This window comes from Marinimicrobium sp., from assembly GCF_002695945.1.
Taxonomy (GTDB): domain Bacteria; phylum Pseudomonadota; class Gammaproteobacteria; order Pseudomonadales; family Cellvibrionaceae; genus Marinimicrobium; species Marinimicrobium koreense.
The window spans coordinates 91281-105639 of record NZ_NZQP01000050.1; the positions used below are offsets into that span (position 1 = coordinate 91281).

A 14359-nucleotide genomic window follows, 5' to 3' on the forward strand; every position below is an offset into this window, starting at 1 on the left:
TGGGTTCCTGGTNGGNNTACCGGGCACTGTCCANNGACATTGTGGANCGNTGGGGNCAGCAGGTNGCCGAGATCCAGGTTCGCTATGACAGTGCNCGNNTGCTCAGCTCCCTGGAGCGGGAAATTGGCCTGGCNAAACAGATGGCCAGCTCNCAGGCCNTNATCCAATGGGCGCAGAACCCCNANGACCCTGTCACTCCAAGCNGCANGCGCTCGAGGAGNTGGAAACCTACCGGACCAANCTGAGNGACCANAATTANTTTCTGGCGCTNNTGGAGAATCGTCACTACTACTACAACAANGCCNANAATGAGTTCGCGGNNAANCAGTTTCGCTACGTCCTGGACCCGGACAGCGNGGANGATGCCTGGTTCTTTCAGTTGATTGANGAGGGNCGGGACTTCCANCTCAACGTCAANCCGGATGTGGNNCTGGGGGTGACCAANCTGTGGATNGATGTNCTGGTTCGCGNCGATCANGGCAATATNCTGGGCATGGTGGGAACNGGGCTTAACCTCGANGCNTTCCTGCAGGACATCGTNGACATTGGCCAAGACGGAATTACCACCCTGTTTGTCGACTANAACGGCGCCATTCAGCTTTACCGGGACCGCAATTACATCGATTTTGCCAGCATCATCAAACCGGAAGGACAGAAAAACACGGTCGATCGCCTGTTCGATTCNCCNCAGGACAAGCAGCGTATTCTCGGCATGTTGGAGATGCTCAAGAAGCGCCCGGACACCGCCGGCGCGGTGGAAAGTGGTTTTGTTCGCATCAACGGCGCCGAACACCTTGCCGGCGTCGCCTTTTTACCGACGATCGGGTGGTTTGAAATTACNCTGNTGGATTTGAANACCCTNGTNCCGGGCCATTACCTGTGGCCGCTGATCGCGGTATTCCTGGTNACCCTGGTGGTGGCACTNGGNNTGTTTCACTACATNATTCAGTCCCGGGTTTTACGCCCAATNGCCAGCCTGGAAAANGCCGTTGAACAAGTGCGGGAAGGGCGTTTTGAGNTACCTTACCTGCCCAAACCGGANAATGAAGTCGGTCGCCTGGCCGACCACTTCGAAAANATGACNGANCGGGTAAGACGNTATACCGGCGAGCTTGAAGCGACCGTTGCCCAGCGCACCGAGCAATTGCATCGCCAGGCTCGCGTTGACGCNTTGACAGGGTTGAAGAANCGNCGAGGGTTGGATGAAGCGCTGCTGGAAGTGATCAGCCGAGCCGAGCGCGAGGGCAATCGATATGGTCTGATCTGGCTGGACATTGATCACTTTAAAATCATCAACGATGANCGTGGTCATCANNTAGGNGANGANGTGNTGCGTCGNGTNGCNACCTGGNTGAAGGCGTCGGTNCGTCCNTACGACGTCGTCGGCCGCTGGGGCGGCGACGAGTTCCTGGTGTTGCTCTCGCCCTGCGACCCACCGACGCTGGAAGAGCTGGCCGAGCGCATTCGCCGTACCACGGAGGTAGAAAGTAAAGCCACCGGGGTTGCGATAACGCTGAGTCTTGGAGCCTATTACGGGCATCCGAGCGAATCGATNGATCACTTGCTGAAACAGGCGGATCAAGCACTGTACNAAGCCAAGCANGANGGTCGTAACCGTGTGGTGGTGAGCCTGGGTGGATTTGAGACCTCGGATACTNACTGACATCCNGCGGTAGTTNCGGNCCAGTGTNTCACAGNCTCANCAGCTGAACTTCACGAGGTGGCTTGAAGACAACCTTGAGCAGATAGCGGTANATGTCTTTATCCAGCAANCCNATGTCNGTGGGNGTNNCCNCNAGCGNCTCCCAATCCGGCTCGCCATGTCCCGTCAGCGTTGCCAGAACACACCAGTTATCCAGCAGGAANAGNGTGTAGGGNGACNCTTCATCGTCCGGATTCNGNTATTCAATCAGCGCCGCGGGTCCAGGGTAGGGCCAGGCTTTCAGCGCGAGGCTGCCGAGCGCGTCCATCAGGCTCACATTGTGNTGCGCCGCTGACCAGTCCCCGGTGCACAGCCCCTTGCAGTGTTTCAGTTGACGNCCCATGCAGGNGCCATTCAGCGGNGCGGGTGTGATGATGACGTGATCGCATAAGCCGAATTGTTTNCCGGTATCAATCAGCGCGTTGCGCGCTTTCTTTTTNGACGGAAACAGNCCGTNCATACGCCGATCNCGGGNGGCCGANGGTGCCTCGATGATCTCCGGTCGCAGNACGCCTTCAGNGTCNTCANGCANCTGCAGNGTGTACAGCGTGCTGACTCTGCGCAGCCGACGATTGAACAGCGGCTGCCGGGTCTTGATCTCCTTGGCTTCGAGCAACAGCGCGCTCANNTCCCCNGTGGTGGNCTGCACCTGAATNTCCCGNACCTGCTGACACATCGCCATGCCGCGGGCCGAGGNGCGNTCGGCGGTNAAGTGGGACATCACCCGCTTGCGTACATCCACGCTTTTGCCGACATACAGCAGGCTGTTGTTCTCGCCATAAAAGTAATACACCCCGGGTCCATTGGGTAACCGGTCCAGGCAGGTAGGGTCCAGCCCAGGTGGCATGCTGGGCCGTCGCGTCTGCACCTGAACGGCCTGCATAAACGATTCGGGTGATCGGTCGGTCGCGGCTCGGCACAGAAATGTATAGGTCGCCCGGGCATCCGCCAGGGCGCGGTGACGGGCATCGGTTTCAATCCCGAAGCGCTGGATGATTGTCTCGAGACTGTGACGACGATGTTCCGGATACAGTGCCCGGGACAGTTTAACGGTACAGAGCAGCTCCAGCGAGAGCGGAAAGCCCAGCGAAGCAAAGGCATTGTGCAGGAAGCCGTAATCAAAGCGGACGTTGTGCGCCACAAACACCTTTCCTTCCAGGCGCTGAAATATGGCCTTCGCCACCTGCTCAAAGCGCGGCGCGTCGGCCACCATCGCATCGGTGATCCCGGTAAAGCGTTGAATGGTCGACGGGATGGCAATGCCCGGGTTGATGAGGGTGCTCCACTCACGCACACCGTCTTTGTCCACCTCGACGATACCGATCTCGGTAATGCGGTCGCGGGTCACACTGCCGCCGGTGGTTTCAATGTCCACGATCGCCAAGGGGCGATCCAGGCCGGGAAAGCGAGTGGCAAGTTGAGTGTTCGATACCGGGTCTGACAAGCGGCCTCCAATCGGTGAGCGAGTGGCTCACTTGACTACGTCAAGGAGGTGCAATTAGACCATAAACCGTTGCGGCTATCGTTGCGAGCGGCACCTATGTGATGCCGCTCGCAACGTAGAACGGGCGCTCAATCGAGCTCAAACACAAACCGGTTACGCACACCGTGTACGTCCACCGCCACACCGTCCTGTACTCGTGGCTGATACTTGAACTGCTCCGCCGCAGCAATGGCCGCCCGATCAAATACCGATGTGGTCTGGCCCTCGGTGGTGACCGCTTCCACAATCACCACATCGGCCGTTCTTCCCGTGGCGGTGACCGTATATTCCACGGTCACGAACCCCTCGATACCGCGAGTTGCCGCCAGACGTGGATACTGTGGTGCTACCTTGACGATGGCCATCAGATCACCACCGGTGGACACCGTCAGGGCTTCAGTGCGAGACAGCGAGGGTAACGCCACGCTGACCTCGGTGACCGAGGTTACCTGCGTCTCCACGACCGGCTCGGCGATCGGCTCCGGCGCCAGTGCGGGAGGCTCTGGTCGGGTGGGTGCTTCGATGATGGTTTCAATGGGCTCCGGCTTGGCCATGACCACCGGTTCGATTTTTGGTGGGTCGGTCACTACCGGCAGTTCAAAGTCGGTGTTGATCAGAGAGTACATCAGTAACAGCAGGCCGAAGGTGGTCACCAGGGCCATGGGTGGGGCATAGACATGGGAAGCGCGCATAGGCTTGATCTCCTTGATCCATGAGAAAGTAGAATCATTCCCACTTTCACTGTAAGCCTAGTTCGCGGTTATTACGCCAGCAAAGACGAATTGGAAATATTCCCGAGGTTTGAACCACTGATTCGCTATAAAAAATCCGGTATCTATCCGGTGCGCGTATTACAGTGCGGCGGATCCATTGTGGTGCTTGCGATAAGCCAGCGGCGTCGCGCCCAGCATCCGTTTGAAGTGGCGAATGAAGCTGCTGTGATCGTAAAACCCGCAGTCCAGCGCCACATCGGAAATGGGGGCCTTGCTCGTGCGCAGGTGCTCGCAGGCGATCAGGATCCGCAGTCGGATAATATACTCCCGCGGGCTCGCCCCAAAGGTCTCCATAAAGCGGCGCTCCAGCTGGCGCTGGGAGAAGCCGAACTGTTCGGCAATCTCGGGGATGTTCAAGCGCTGGGCGTAGTGAGAGCGGATGTGTTCCACCACTTTAAAAACCGGCAGCTCGGGGTGATCGTGCATGCGCTCGTAGCTTTGCACGATACCGCACAGCCCGACCACACCGCCTTCACGGTCAAACAGCGGCACCTTGTGGGTGACGCACCACTCCGGTAGGCCCTCACGGGTCGGGAAAAGCTCAATCAGATCGTGCAGCGGCTCGGCGGTCGCAAAAACGGTCGCATCATCCCGCCGAAATTTTTCCACCATATACAGCGGAAACAGAGTGTCATCCCGGCGACCGTACAGCTCGTCGGCGGAAGCGCAGCCGCAGCGTTCGGCAAAGGCTTGGTTGCCCGTCATGATGTGCCCTTCGCGGTCTTTGACGAAGTAGAGCACGCTGGGCATAAACTCGAAAATCCGCCCTGCGGAGTATCGGGGGTCGAGCTGAGCAAGCCAGGGGTCAAGTTCTTTCATGTCGAAATAATACAATTTTTTTACGACAAGGTACAAGCCGCGGCTGTTCAATAGCGCTAGCATGAGTCCCAGTAATAAATCTAATGAATGGGGAGTACCGCTATGCAATTTGGCGCCAGCACCTGGCTTTGGACATCGCCCTTTACCAGTGATCAGGTGGAGCTTCTGGAGAAGATCGCCGGTCTGGGCTTCGACTTTGTCGAGTTTCCGGTTGAAGACCCCGAGCACTATGCGGTGGATGAACTTCGGCCCGTGCTGCGTGATCTGGGCCTCGATGCGGTGGTCTGTACGGCGGTGGTGGGCGAGCGCGACCTGAGCGCCGAAGACCCGGCCATTCGGCGAAAAGCCCTCGATTACTTCGGTTCCTGCCTGAAACTGGCCGAGGGCCTGGAATCGGAGGTACTGGTCGGCCCCCTGTACGCCCCGGTTGCCAAGCCAAGATTGTCGACCGAGGCGCTGCGTCAGGCGGAGTGGGAGCGGTCCGTCGCCAGCCTCACAGAATTGTCCCGCACCGCCGGTGAACACGGCGTCCGGCTGGGCCTTGAGCCGCTCAACCGGTTCGAGACCGATATGGTCTGCACTGTGGCCGACGCCCAGCGCATGCTGGCCGATGTGCACAGCCCGCATCTGGGCATCGCCCTGGACAGCTTTCATATGAATATCGAAGAAACCGATTTCCGCGACGCGGTCCGTCAGTGCGGTGACCAGTTGGTGCATGTGCAGGTGTCCGACAGTCACCGGGGTGTTCCCGGCGAGGGCAACAGCGACTGGGCCGGGCTGCGCGAGGGGCTGCGCAGCGTGGGCTATGACGGCAAGCTGTCGATCGAGAGCTTTTCACCGGACGCGTCCAGTCTCGCCGAGGCGGTATGCATCTGGCGCCGCTTTGCTCCCAGCCAGGACGAATTCGCCCGCCGGGGGATCGCCTTCCTGCGCGACTGGTGGGCACACATCTGATTCTGATGACCTGACGCTACGTTAAAGAGAACGAGCAATCCGCGCCGCGTAGGTCAGGTAAGCGAAGCGCACCTGAAGGTTCAGGTTGAAACCACTCGGCGCATGACGAATTTGCAACGACATTCTGAGTAACAGCATTAGACAGGAGAGTGATTATGAGCAAGCTGAAAGTAGGACTGGTCGGACTGGGCTTTGGTGCCGAGTTCATCCCCATTTATCAGGCGCACCCGAATGCCGAAGTCGTGGCCCTGTGCCAGCGCAATGAAGCGAGCCTCAACGAGCTGGCGGACAAGTTCGATGTGCCCGCCGGCGGACGCTACACCACCTATGAAGACATGCTGGCCGACCCCAATGTGGACGCGGTGCACATCAACACCCCGATTGGCGATCACGCCAAGCACAGCATCATGGCCCTGGAAGCGGGCAAGCACGTGGCCTGTACGGTTCCGATGGCCACCAGCGTAGAGGATTGTGAGCGCATCGTGAAAGCCACCAAAGCCAGTGGCAAGGTTTACATGATGATGGAAACCGTGGTTTACAGCCGCGAGTATCTGTTTGTGAAGGAAATGTACGACCGGGGCGACTTGGGTCGCATTCAGTTCCTGCAGGCAAGTCACCAGCAGGATATGGACGGTTGGCCCAGCTATTGGGAAGGTATGCCGCCCATGCACTACGCCACCCATTGCGTCGGTCCGGTGCTTGGTTTGCAGCGCAAGCTGGCCAGCCAGGTACAGTGCATCGGATCCGGTAAAATCCGTGACGAGTTTGCCGGCATTTACGGCTCGCCCTTCGCCATCGAATCCTGCCACATCCAGATGCAGGACTCGGACGTGGGCGCCCGCATCTATCGCTCGCTGTACGACACCGCCCGCCAGTATCGCGAGAGCTTCGATGTGTACGGTTCAGAGAAATCCTATGAGTGGCCACTGATTGAAGGCGAAGACCCGGTCATGCACACCCGGGGCAAGCCCGAGCCGGAAGTGCCCGAGCGCGTCAAGGTGCCGGATTACGCTCACCTGTTGCCGGAAGAAATTCAGTCCTTCACCGGCCAGGGCGTGTACGATGAAGAGCACGAACACCTGAGCTTCACCCAGGGTGGGGGGCACGGTGGTTCTCACCCGCACCTGGTGCACAACTTTATTCGCGCCGTGCTCGAAGGCTATAACGCATACCCGAACGTGGTGGAGTCCGCCAATATTACCTGTGTGGGTATTCTGGCCCACGAATCCGCAATGGCCGGTGGCGAAGTGAAGACCATGCCGGCGTTTGCGCTTGAGGTGGAGTAGCGCCGCATCGAGAACCCAGAAAAACAATAATCCATAGAGACCGGCTAGCCCGGCGGCGGTCAAGCGCCGGGCAGCCTGATACCAACACTTGTGAAATAGCGGTATTAATATGAATAAATTAGAACGACAATGGGCCGCGTGGCGGTCCCGGCTGGGCACGGTCATCCTGTCGGCGTTGTTGCTGCCGGCCATCGGCTGCTCAAGCGGCGATCGAGATGCATCGGTCGCCAGCAATACTGAGGCGTCGCAAGACGGCGTGATCAATCTTTTGTTCATTGGCCATGGCCACCGCGAAGGCGATGGCATTCACATGTCCTACCGCAACGCGCCCCTGTTCAATCAGTCTCTGGGCCGTGAAAAGATCTTCATGGAATACGTGGAAGATCTGGATCGGTTGAGCGATGAAGGGCTGGCCGATGTGGATGCGGTCATGTTGTACGCCAACTACAACGAACTGTCCCCCGAGCGGGAAGCGGCACTGCTGAGCTTCGTGGAAGAGGGCGGTGCGTTCCTGCCCGTCCACAGTGCCAGCGCCTGCTTCGGCCATTCCGACGCCTTTGTCGATCTGGTCGGTGGACGCTTCAAGAGTCACGGTGCCGGTGAATTCACCGCGACCATTGCACCGGGTCAGGAAAACCATCCGATCATGAAAGGTTTCCAGACCTTTGAAACCTGGGATGAAACCTACGTTCACGCCGATCACAACGAAGAAAACCGCACCGTGCTGATGCAGCGCGAGGAAGAGCCCTGGACCTGGACCCGTGAGCAGGGTGAAGGCCGGGTGTTCTACACCGCCTATGGTCACGACGAACGCACCTGGGGTCAGCCTGAATTTCACGACCTGCTGATTCGCGGCATCCTCTGGGCCGTGGGCGAGGAGAAGCGTGAAGCCAACCGCGCGCTGGTAGAAACCTTGCCCGAAGCCGCCTATGAAGAAGCGGGTACCATTCCCAACTACCGTCGTATTGAGCCAGCCCCCAAATTCCAGAAAGCGTTGAGCGTGGAAGACTCCATGGCCCTGACCATGGTGCCGGAAGGCTTTGAATTGCAGTTGTTTGTCAGTGAGCCGGATATCGTCAACCCCATCGCCTTTACCTGGGATGAGCAGGGTCGCCTGTTCGTGCTGGAGTCCGTCGACTACCCCAACAATCAGGCGGAAAACGGCCGAGGCAATGACCGCATCAGTATGTGTGTCGATACCGACGGCGACGGCCGGGCCAATGGCTGCGAAGTGTTTGCCGACGAGCTGAGCGTGCCCACCAGTATTACCCCGCTCAACGGCGGTTTTGTGGTATCCCAGGCGCCGGACTTCCTGTTTCTGAAAGACACCGACGGCGATGGCAAGGCCGATGTCCGCGAAGTCCTCAATACCGGATGGGGCACCCGGGACACTCACGCCGGACCATCGAACCTGAAATACGGCCACGACAATCGCCTTTGGGGCGCAGTGGGCTACTCTGAAGCGCCGGAAGATGAAAACGGTGAGTCCTTCCAGAATGGCGTCTACCGGATGAATCTGGATGGCACCGATATCGAGCCGATCGGCCAGTTCAATAACAACACCTGGGGTCTGTCGTTCAGTGAAGACTTCGAAGTGTTCGGCTCCACTGCCAATAATGCGCCGGTTTTCCACGTGCCGTTGTGGCGCAGCTACGTTTACGGTAAAGATGAAGACGTGGTTCCCGGGTTGGCCGCATTGGCTTATGACTTTCCCAACATTTTCCCGTCTACCTATAACTTCCTTCAAGTGGACTTCCACGGCCGTTACACTGCCGGTTCCGGGCTGAGCCTCTACACGGCGCGAACCTTCCCGGAAAAGTTCTGGAACCGCGGCGCCTTTATGGGCGAACCCACCGCGCACCTGCTCGGTCAGTTTTTTATCGACGCGCAACCCGATAGCGTCGGGTACAAAGCCAAAAACCGTGGTTCGATTCTGAGCAGTACCGATGAGTGGCTCTCGCCGGTGCAGATGGACGTGGGCCCCGACGGCCACTTGTGGGTGGCCGACTGGTACAACTTCATCATCCAGCACAACCCGATTCCCTCCAAAGAATCCGCCGGTTTTGATGCCGAAGAAGGTAAGGGCAATGCCCACGTCAACCCGCTGCGGGACCGGGAGCGGGGTCGGATCTACCGGCTGGTGGCCAAAGACGCCCCCGAGTATGAGCCGCTGGATCTGAGAGATGCCGACACTGAAACATTGGTGGATACCCTGTCCAACGACAACATGTTCTGGCGCATGACCGCCCAACGCCTGTTGGTCACCGAAGAGCGTACCGATGCCATCCCGGCACTGCGGGCCATACTGACCGGCAACCCGGATCGTGATTCGCTGGGTCTGGACGTGGCTTCGATTCATGCCATCTGGACGCTACACGGCCTGGGTGCGTTTACCGTCACCGACGAGGCGTCGGACACGGCCGTACGTAACGCCTTGCGCCACCCGTCCGGCGCCACCCGCAAAAATGCGGTACAGGCATTGGTCGAAAACGCCGCGCCGGCAGATCTGGCGCTGGCGGCCGAGTCTCTTGACGATGAAGAACCGCGCGCTCGGCTTTGGGCAATGCTGGCCCTGGCCGAGCAGGCACCTTCGGAGCAGGCGGGTGAGCAGTTGTTGCGTTTGCGCACCGAGTTGCCGGTCGATGAGTGGAGCGCTCAGGCGTTCAGTCTCGCGGCGCTGAATAACGACGCTCAATACTGGCAAGCGTTGAATGATCCGGACATTACCGTACCGGGTCGCTTTCTGGAAAACTTTGAAAGCCCCGAACGCACGCCCGAGTACTTGCTGGCCAAACGTTTTCTCGTTGAGGACGCGGACGATCTGACCGACACGCTGAAGGCGTGGACGGCGCTGCCCGCCGGACGTCTCGGGTTGATGAGCCTGGCGGTGCTGGATCTCTGGCGCGACCGCGGCGCCGAGCCCAGCAATGCCGAACTGGCCGCTTTTCAGACCGTGGTTGATGAGCTGGACAGCGAATCGCAGATGGCCCTCAAACTGCGATCTCCCGGGTTGGACCTGAACTTCGAGCAAGTCGAAGAAGAGGCCTATGCCGAGTATCATAAAAAACACGGTTTCGAACCGAGCTTCCGGCAGTGGAGTAGCGCCTCCAAAGGGGAGACGCTTTACCAGCAGCACTGCGCAGGCTGTCATGGTGGCGACGCCGGCGGCGATCGCGCTCAGGCGGCGCCCCCCATTGCAGGCATCGAGAACTGGTACGCCCAGGCCCAGCTGCAGAAATTCCACGCCGGTGTACGCGGCACCCACTTCCGGGACCCGAACGGTATGTCGATGCGTGCGGCGCTCGAGTTTTTGAAAAGCGAGTCAGAGCCCATTCGTCCGATCGCTGATCTGTCGCGCTACCTGAGCGAGCTGGAGCAGCGGGAAACCGTTGCCACCGTCGAAGGCAACGCGAGCGCCGGTGAGCAGCATTACGCCGTCTGTGCTTCATGCCACGGTGCCGAAGGGCAGGGCAATCGCGAACTCGGCGCCCCAGCACTCGCCGGCCAGGCGGACTGGTACCTGCTGAACCAATTGCAGAACTACCGCTCCGGCGCCCGCGGCAGCGACCCACGCGACCCGCTCGGCCAACAAATGGCCACCTTCGCCAACACCCTGCCAGACGAACAGGCCCTGAAGGATGTCGTCACCTACATCCGAACCCTGGATGGCGAAGAGTAACCTGTCGCTGAATATCTGGGTAGGTTACGGCGGATGCGGCCTTTGGCCTTATCCGCCCTACGAGACTATCGGCTTGGGCAATGGCGGGTGCGCTTCGCTCCGAACCGTCGGACCGATCCGCCCTACGGATAGTGCGGAGGTTGCGTAGGGCGGATAAGCCGTAGGCGCATCCGCCGTTACCCAAGCCGATAGCCCGTAGGTCGAATTAGCCCCGCAAGGGGCGTAATCCGACTCCACTCAATATCAGCATCCCGAAGGTTGTTGGCCTGGTTCCTGCTTAGTCCCTGCCATAATGAGAGGGCTCGACGCGAAGGCTGAGTGGCACTGGCGACGATGAATCGACCTGTGCTCGCAATGCGCCAAAATGGTACGCCACCCGGCGGCGTATGACTTATTGCGGTGCAGCTCCAGTGTGGGACCTCTGACGACAGCCGAACGGGAGACGACGTGATCGATATCGGTAGAGTAAAAGCCATCTGGCGTTATCCCATCAAGGGGATGGCGGGAGAGCGCGTCGAGTCGGTCCAGCTGGGCCCAATGGGGGTGTCGGGGGATCGCGTCATGGCGGTGCAGGACGTGGCCCGGCAGGAAATTCAGAGTTGTAAATTCCGGCCACAACTCCTTCAGTGCCGAGCCCAAACCGTAAACCCGCAGACGCTCGACAGCCCCATCGAAATTCAGTTCCCGGACGGCTCCCGCCTGTCCGCGACCGATCCTCAAACAGATCGACGTCTCTCGGCATTGCTCGGGCACGAGAGCCGTTTACAGCGGTTGCGCCCGGCCAACGATGAGGCTTTTTACCGTCGATACAAAGCCGACGATCACACCTGGCTTGAGGAGTTGAAGGCAACCTTCGAGCGCGAGCCGGGTGAGCCTTTGCCCGCGCTGGACCAACTCCCCGAGGAAACACAAAACTATGTTTCACTGCGGGGAAGCTTTTTCCTGGTCGCTCCGTTTCACATCGTGTCTACCGCGAGTCTGACGCACCTGGCGGAGCTGAATGCTCAAGCCGATTGGGACGTCGAACGGTTTCGACCCAATCTGGTGATTGAAACGCCGTCGGGCATGACGGGGTTGGCCGAACAGGCCTGGTTGGGAAAGGCACTGAGAATAGGTAGTGCGCGAATAGAGTGCTCCGAACCCGCTCCCCGGTGCGGCGCGGTTGTGCGAGCGCAGCAGGGCTTTGGTTCGGATACCAGTATACTGCGGACGATTGTCCGCGAGGCCGATCAAAACCTCGGAATTTATGGCGATGTCACCGACAGTGGTCAGATCACCGTGGGAGATCGCGTGTTTATTGACAACGGCCCAATCAAGTAGTGGGCCTTGATGTGAGCGCTACTGGGTGTTGCTGTCCATTTCTTGCGCCATGGTTCGAAAGGCTTCTACCAGGGTGTCGGCCTCCTGCGCCCCGGAAATCAGATAACGCTGATTGACCACAAACGCCGGCACCGCCGTCACCCCGGCGTTCTGGTAACTGCGTTCCTCCTCCATCACCGCCTGCCCAAACTCGTCGCTCTCCAGGATCCGTTGCGCCTCGTCCGCATCCAGCCCTGCGGCCTTGGCGCAACCGATCAATACGCCGGGTTTTGAAACATCCTCGGCACGGCCGAAATACGCCTCAAACAGGGCTTTTTTCAAAAACGTGGCTTTGTCCTGGGGCGCCGCCCACTTGAGCAGCCGGTGCGCATCAAAGGTATTGCAGGTATAGCGCTCCTGCATTTTCTCAAAGTTGAGTCCCAAGGACTTGGCAATGCCCATCATCTCCGCCTGGGCCGCCTGCATCTCCGCCTCCGGCCGACCGTACTTGCGCGCCAGTGCCGGCAGTATCGGCTCTGGCTGGGCGTCATCGTCCGGATTCAGCTCAAACGCACGCCACTGCTCGGTAAACTCGATCTCCTCGGCCAGCGCCCGCTTCGCCTGGTCCAGCCGGGCATAGCCAATGGCACACCAGGGACAGGCAACGTCGGATACGATATCGATATGTAGGTGCTTCATGGGGTACTCCGGATCAAGTGTGGTGCCAGTGTATCAAAGGTGATACGCGGATTCTCCGCGCCTTGGATGGCTCAATGCAGGCAACACTTCTTGTACTTCTTACCGCTGCCGCAAGGGCAGGGGTCATTGCGCCCCACCTTGGGTTCCGCGCGCATCGGCTGTTGCACGGGCGGCGCGGGATCATAGTGGCTCCTCAAATCCAGGCTGTACGCATGTAGCTGGCGAGCGGCGGCCGGCACGGCGCTCGCCAAAGTCGGTAGGCTTTCGGGGCTTTCGTGCTGAATTTGTTCGAACATCTCCCCTGTTCCGAACACGTTGATCAGGCCGAGAAAGTAGAGGTACTCCTCCGGTAGACTTTCCCACGCATCGCCGGCGGCCATAATGGCTCGGGTGTAACCGGTGCACCAGTCTTCCACGCCATACCCGTCCTGACCCTCTTGAGGTTCGTTGAATACCGGGTAGAACTCATCGGGTTGATCAATCAGGGTATGGATGATGCTATTCATGTACTCAAACACCAGGCCAAAAAAACGCTCGAATTCACCCTCCGAGGACCAGTTTGGCTCTTGCTCCGGCCCGCCCCAGAGAGCGCCTATCCACTGACTGGGCATAACCGGCTCCGGGCTTGAGGCAATGGATGTCAGAAACCCATCCAGTGCGCTGATGTTGGGCAGAGACGCCGGCGTACCGTAGTCGCGCAACACTTGGGCCAAAAACGCCACATCCTTCGCCGGAAGCCCGCGATCCACAGGCCTGTAGACGTCCCCCGTTGGTAGCTCGTCGAGCTCTGCGGCAAATTCGGCCGCCAGATCGCCGTCCAAATCGTAGTCCCATGCCTCATCATAAGGATTGGGGAATTCGCCCTCGGGTGTATCGACGAAGGGGTGGGGCGCCAGGCCACTGCCAAAGCGGTACAGGCCATCGTCCATAAACCGAGGCACCGGGTCGAAACGCTCTTTTTTGCCCTCCGGGGTCTTCGCGGTTTTGGGCAGATCGCTGATGTAGCGCCCCAGGGCAAACGCCTGCTCCGGATCGAGCTGCGCCAACTGCTCGTGCGCCAGAGTTTCCCGAACCCACTGCTCGGCCTCGGTAACATGGCCGTTCACGCTCGGGTCCGTATTGCGGACATACACCATGCCGGCGGCGCGCTCGGTGAAATTCTGCACCACCTGTTCGAACTGATCGTCATCCACAAAACCGCCCTCGACCATCAACTCGAACAGGTTGCCCACCCAGGCTTCCACCAGATCCACCCAGAACTTCTCCGGCGAAGGGCGTTGGCTGTAAGGCAACAGCAGCGTGAAGCGGCTGTGTGCCTCCACCGCAATGGCCGTGTAAAGCCCACTACCGGGCCGGTTCTCGATTACATGGCACTGCCAGCTAATCAGGTCGGCATTGGTGATCAACGGCTGGGTACCCACCCGCTTGCCATCCGGGCTGGGCAGGCGGTCAAAGGTACCGCCCAGCCATTTTTCCAAGGCTTTGGTGGCGGCGACATGGACGAACATTTTGGGAGTTGGCATAACGAATCGGTTTGTCAGTGAGTGGGTGTGTAGCGTCAAACCGCAATGCTACCCCATCGCTACGGCGCCTGCGAGGTGGAACGATGGTTGAAACTGGCCTTTGAGCCGAATATCGAAACTAATCGGCTCATGTGTTGAGCTG

10 protein-coding genes are annotated in these 14359 nt (G+C 59.3%); 5 read left to right on the plus strand and 5 right to left on the minus strand.

All coding sequences use genetic code 11. The annotated features are described in order from the left end of the window. Window positions 1–721: 721 nt before the first annotated feature. Window positions 722–1663, plus strand: coding sequence for a GGDEF domain-containing protein (locus CMG77_RS11465; RefSeq protein ID WP_502691877.1), 942 nt, complete (start codon window positions 722–724; stop codon window positions 1661–1663). Between the two features lie 28 nt (window positions 1664–1691). On the opposite strand, the gene CMG77_RS11470 is transcribed toward CMG77_RS11465, so the two are convergent. From CMG77_RS11470 to CMG77_RS11480, 3 genes are all read right to left on the minus strand, one after another. Beyond that, entirely contained in the window at window positions 1692–3077 is a 1386-nt protein-coding gene (locus CMG77_RS11470) for an exonuclease domain-containing protein (RefSeq protein WP_502691878.1), read from the minus strand. A gap of 197 nt (window positions 3078–3274) precedes the next feature. After that, window positions 3275–3877, minus strand: coding sequence for an energy transducer TonB (locus CMG77_RS11475; RefSeq protein WP_123639153.1), 603 nt, complete (start codon window positions 3875–3877; stop codon window positions 3275–3277). Between the two features lie 159 nt (window positions 3878–4036). Beyond that, window positions 4037–4777 (minus strand): AraC family transcriptional regulator, encoded by a 741-nt coding sequence (locus tag CMG77_RS11480; protein WP_170162940.1) that lies wholly within the window; start codon window positions 4775–4777, stop codon window positions 4037–4039. A 102-nt stretch (window positions 4778–4879) separates the two neighbouring features. On the opposite strand from CMG77_RS11480, the gene CMG77_RS11485 reads away from it, so the two are divergent. The 4 genes from CMG77_RS11485 to CMG77_RS11500 all read left to right on the plus strand — a co-directional run bounded on the left by CMG77_RS11485 (window position 4880) and on the right by CMG77_RS11500 (window position 12016). Then, window positions 4880–5731: a sugar phosphate isomerase/epimerase family protein gene (locus CMG77_RS11485; RefSeq protein ID WP_286804475.1), complete on the plus strand. Its 852-nt coding sequence runs from the start codon at window positions 4880–4882 to the stop codon at window positions 5729–5731. A gap of 155 nt (window positions 5732–5886) precedes the next feature. Next, entirely contained in the window at window positions 5887–7017 is a 1131-nt protein-coding gene (locus CMG77_RS11490; RefSeq protein WP_024462186.1) for a Gfo/Idh/MocA family protein, read from the plus strand. Window positions 7018–7126: 109 nt separating this feature from the next. Beyond that, window positions 7127–10696 carry a PVC-type heme-binding CxxCH protein gene (locus CMG77_RS11495; RefSeq protein WP_286904544.1) on the plus strand — a complete coding sequence of 1190 codons (3570 nt, stop codon included), beginning with the start codon at window positions 7127–7129 and terminating at the stop codon, window positions 10694–10696. Between the two features lie 447 nt (window positions 10697–11143). Then, window positions 11144–12016 carry an MOSC domain-containing protein gene (locus tag CMG77_RS11500; protein WP_286807491.1) on the plus strand — a complete coding sequence of 291 codons (873 nt, stop codon included), beginning with the start codon at window positions 11144–11146 and terminating at the stop codon, window positions 12014–12016. Between the two features lie 18 nt (window positions 12017–12034). Here the strand turns inward: CMG77_RS11500 and CMG77_RS11505 are convergent, their stop codons facing one another. Together CMG77_RS11505 and CMG77_RS11510 are read right to left on the minus strand one after the other, a co-directional pair. Further along, complete coding sequence (locus CMG77_RS11505; RefSeq protein ID WP_286807489.1) at window positions 12035–12694, minus strand: DsbA family oxidoreductase; 660 nt, start codon at window positions 12692–12694, stop codon at window positions 12035–12037. Window positions 12695–12765: 71 nt separating this feature from the next. Further along, entirely contained in the window at window positions 12766–14217 is a 1452-nt protein-coding gene (locus CMG77_RS11510) for a UPF0149 family protein (RefSeq protein WP_286876378.1), read from the minus strand. Window positions 14218–14359 lie beyond the last annotated feature (142 nt).

Coding starts and splice junctions, on each gene's coding strand:
- CMG77_RS11510 (WP_286876378.1), bottom strand. CDS start 14,217: ATGCCAACTCCCAAAATGTTCGTCCATGTCGCCGCCACCAAAGCCTTG.
- CMG77_RS11490 (WP_024462186.1), top strand. CDS start 5,887: ATGAGCAAGCTGAAAGTAGGACTGGTCGGACTGGGCTTTGGTGCCGAG.
- CMG77_RS11475 (WP_123639153.1), bottom strand. CDS start 3,877: ATGCGCGCTTCCCATGTCTATGCCCCACCCATGGCCCTGGTGACCACC.
- CMG77_RS11505 (WP_286807489.1), bottom strand. CDS start 12,694: ATGAAGCACCTACATATCGATATCGTATCCGACGTTGCCTGTCCCTGG.
- CMG77_RS11480 (WP_170162940.1), bottom strand. CDS start 4,777: ATGAAAGAACTTGACCCCTGGCTTGCTCAGCTCGACCCCCGATACTCC.
- CMG77_RS11485 (WP_286804475.1), top strand. CDS start 4,880: ATGCAATTTGGCGCCAGCACCTGGCTTTGGACATCGCCCTTTACCAGT.
- CMG77_RS11495 (WP_286904544.1), top strand. CDS start 7,127: ATGAATAAATTAGAACGACAATGGGCCGCGTGGCGGTCCCGGCTGGGC.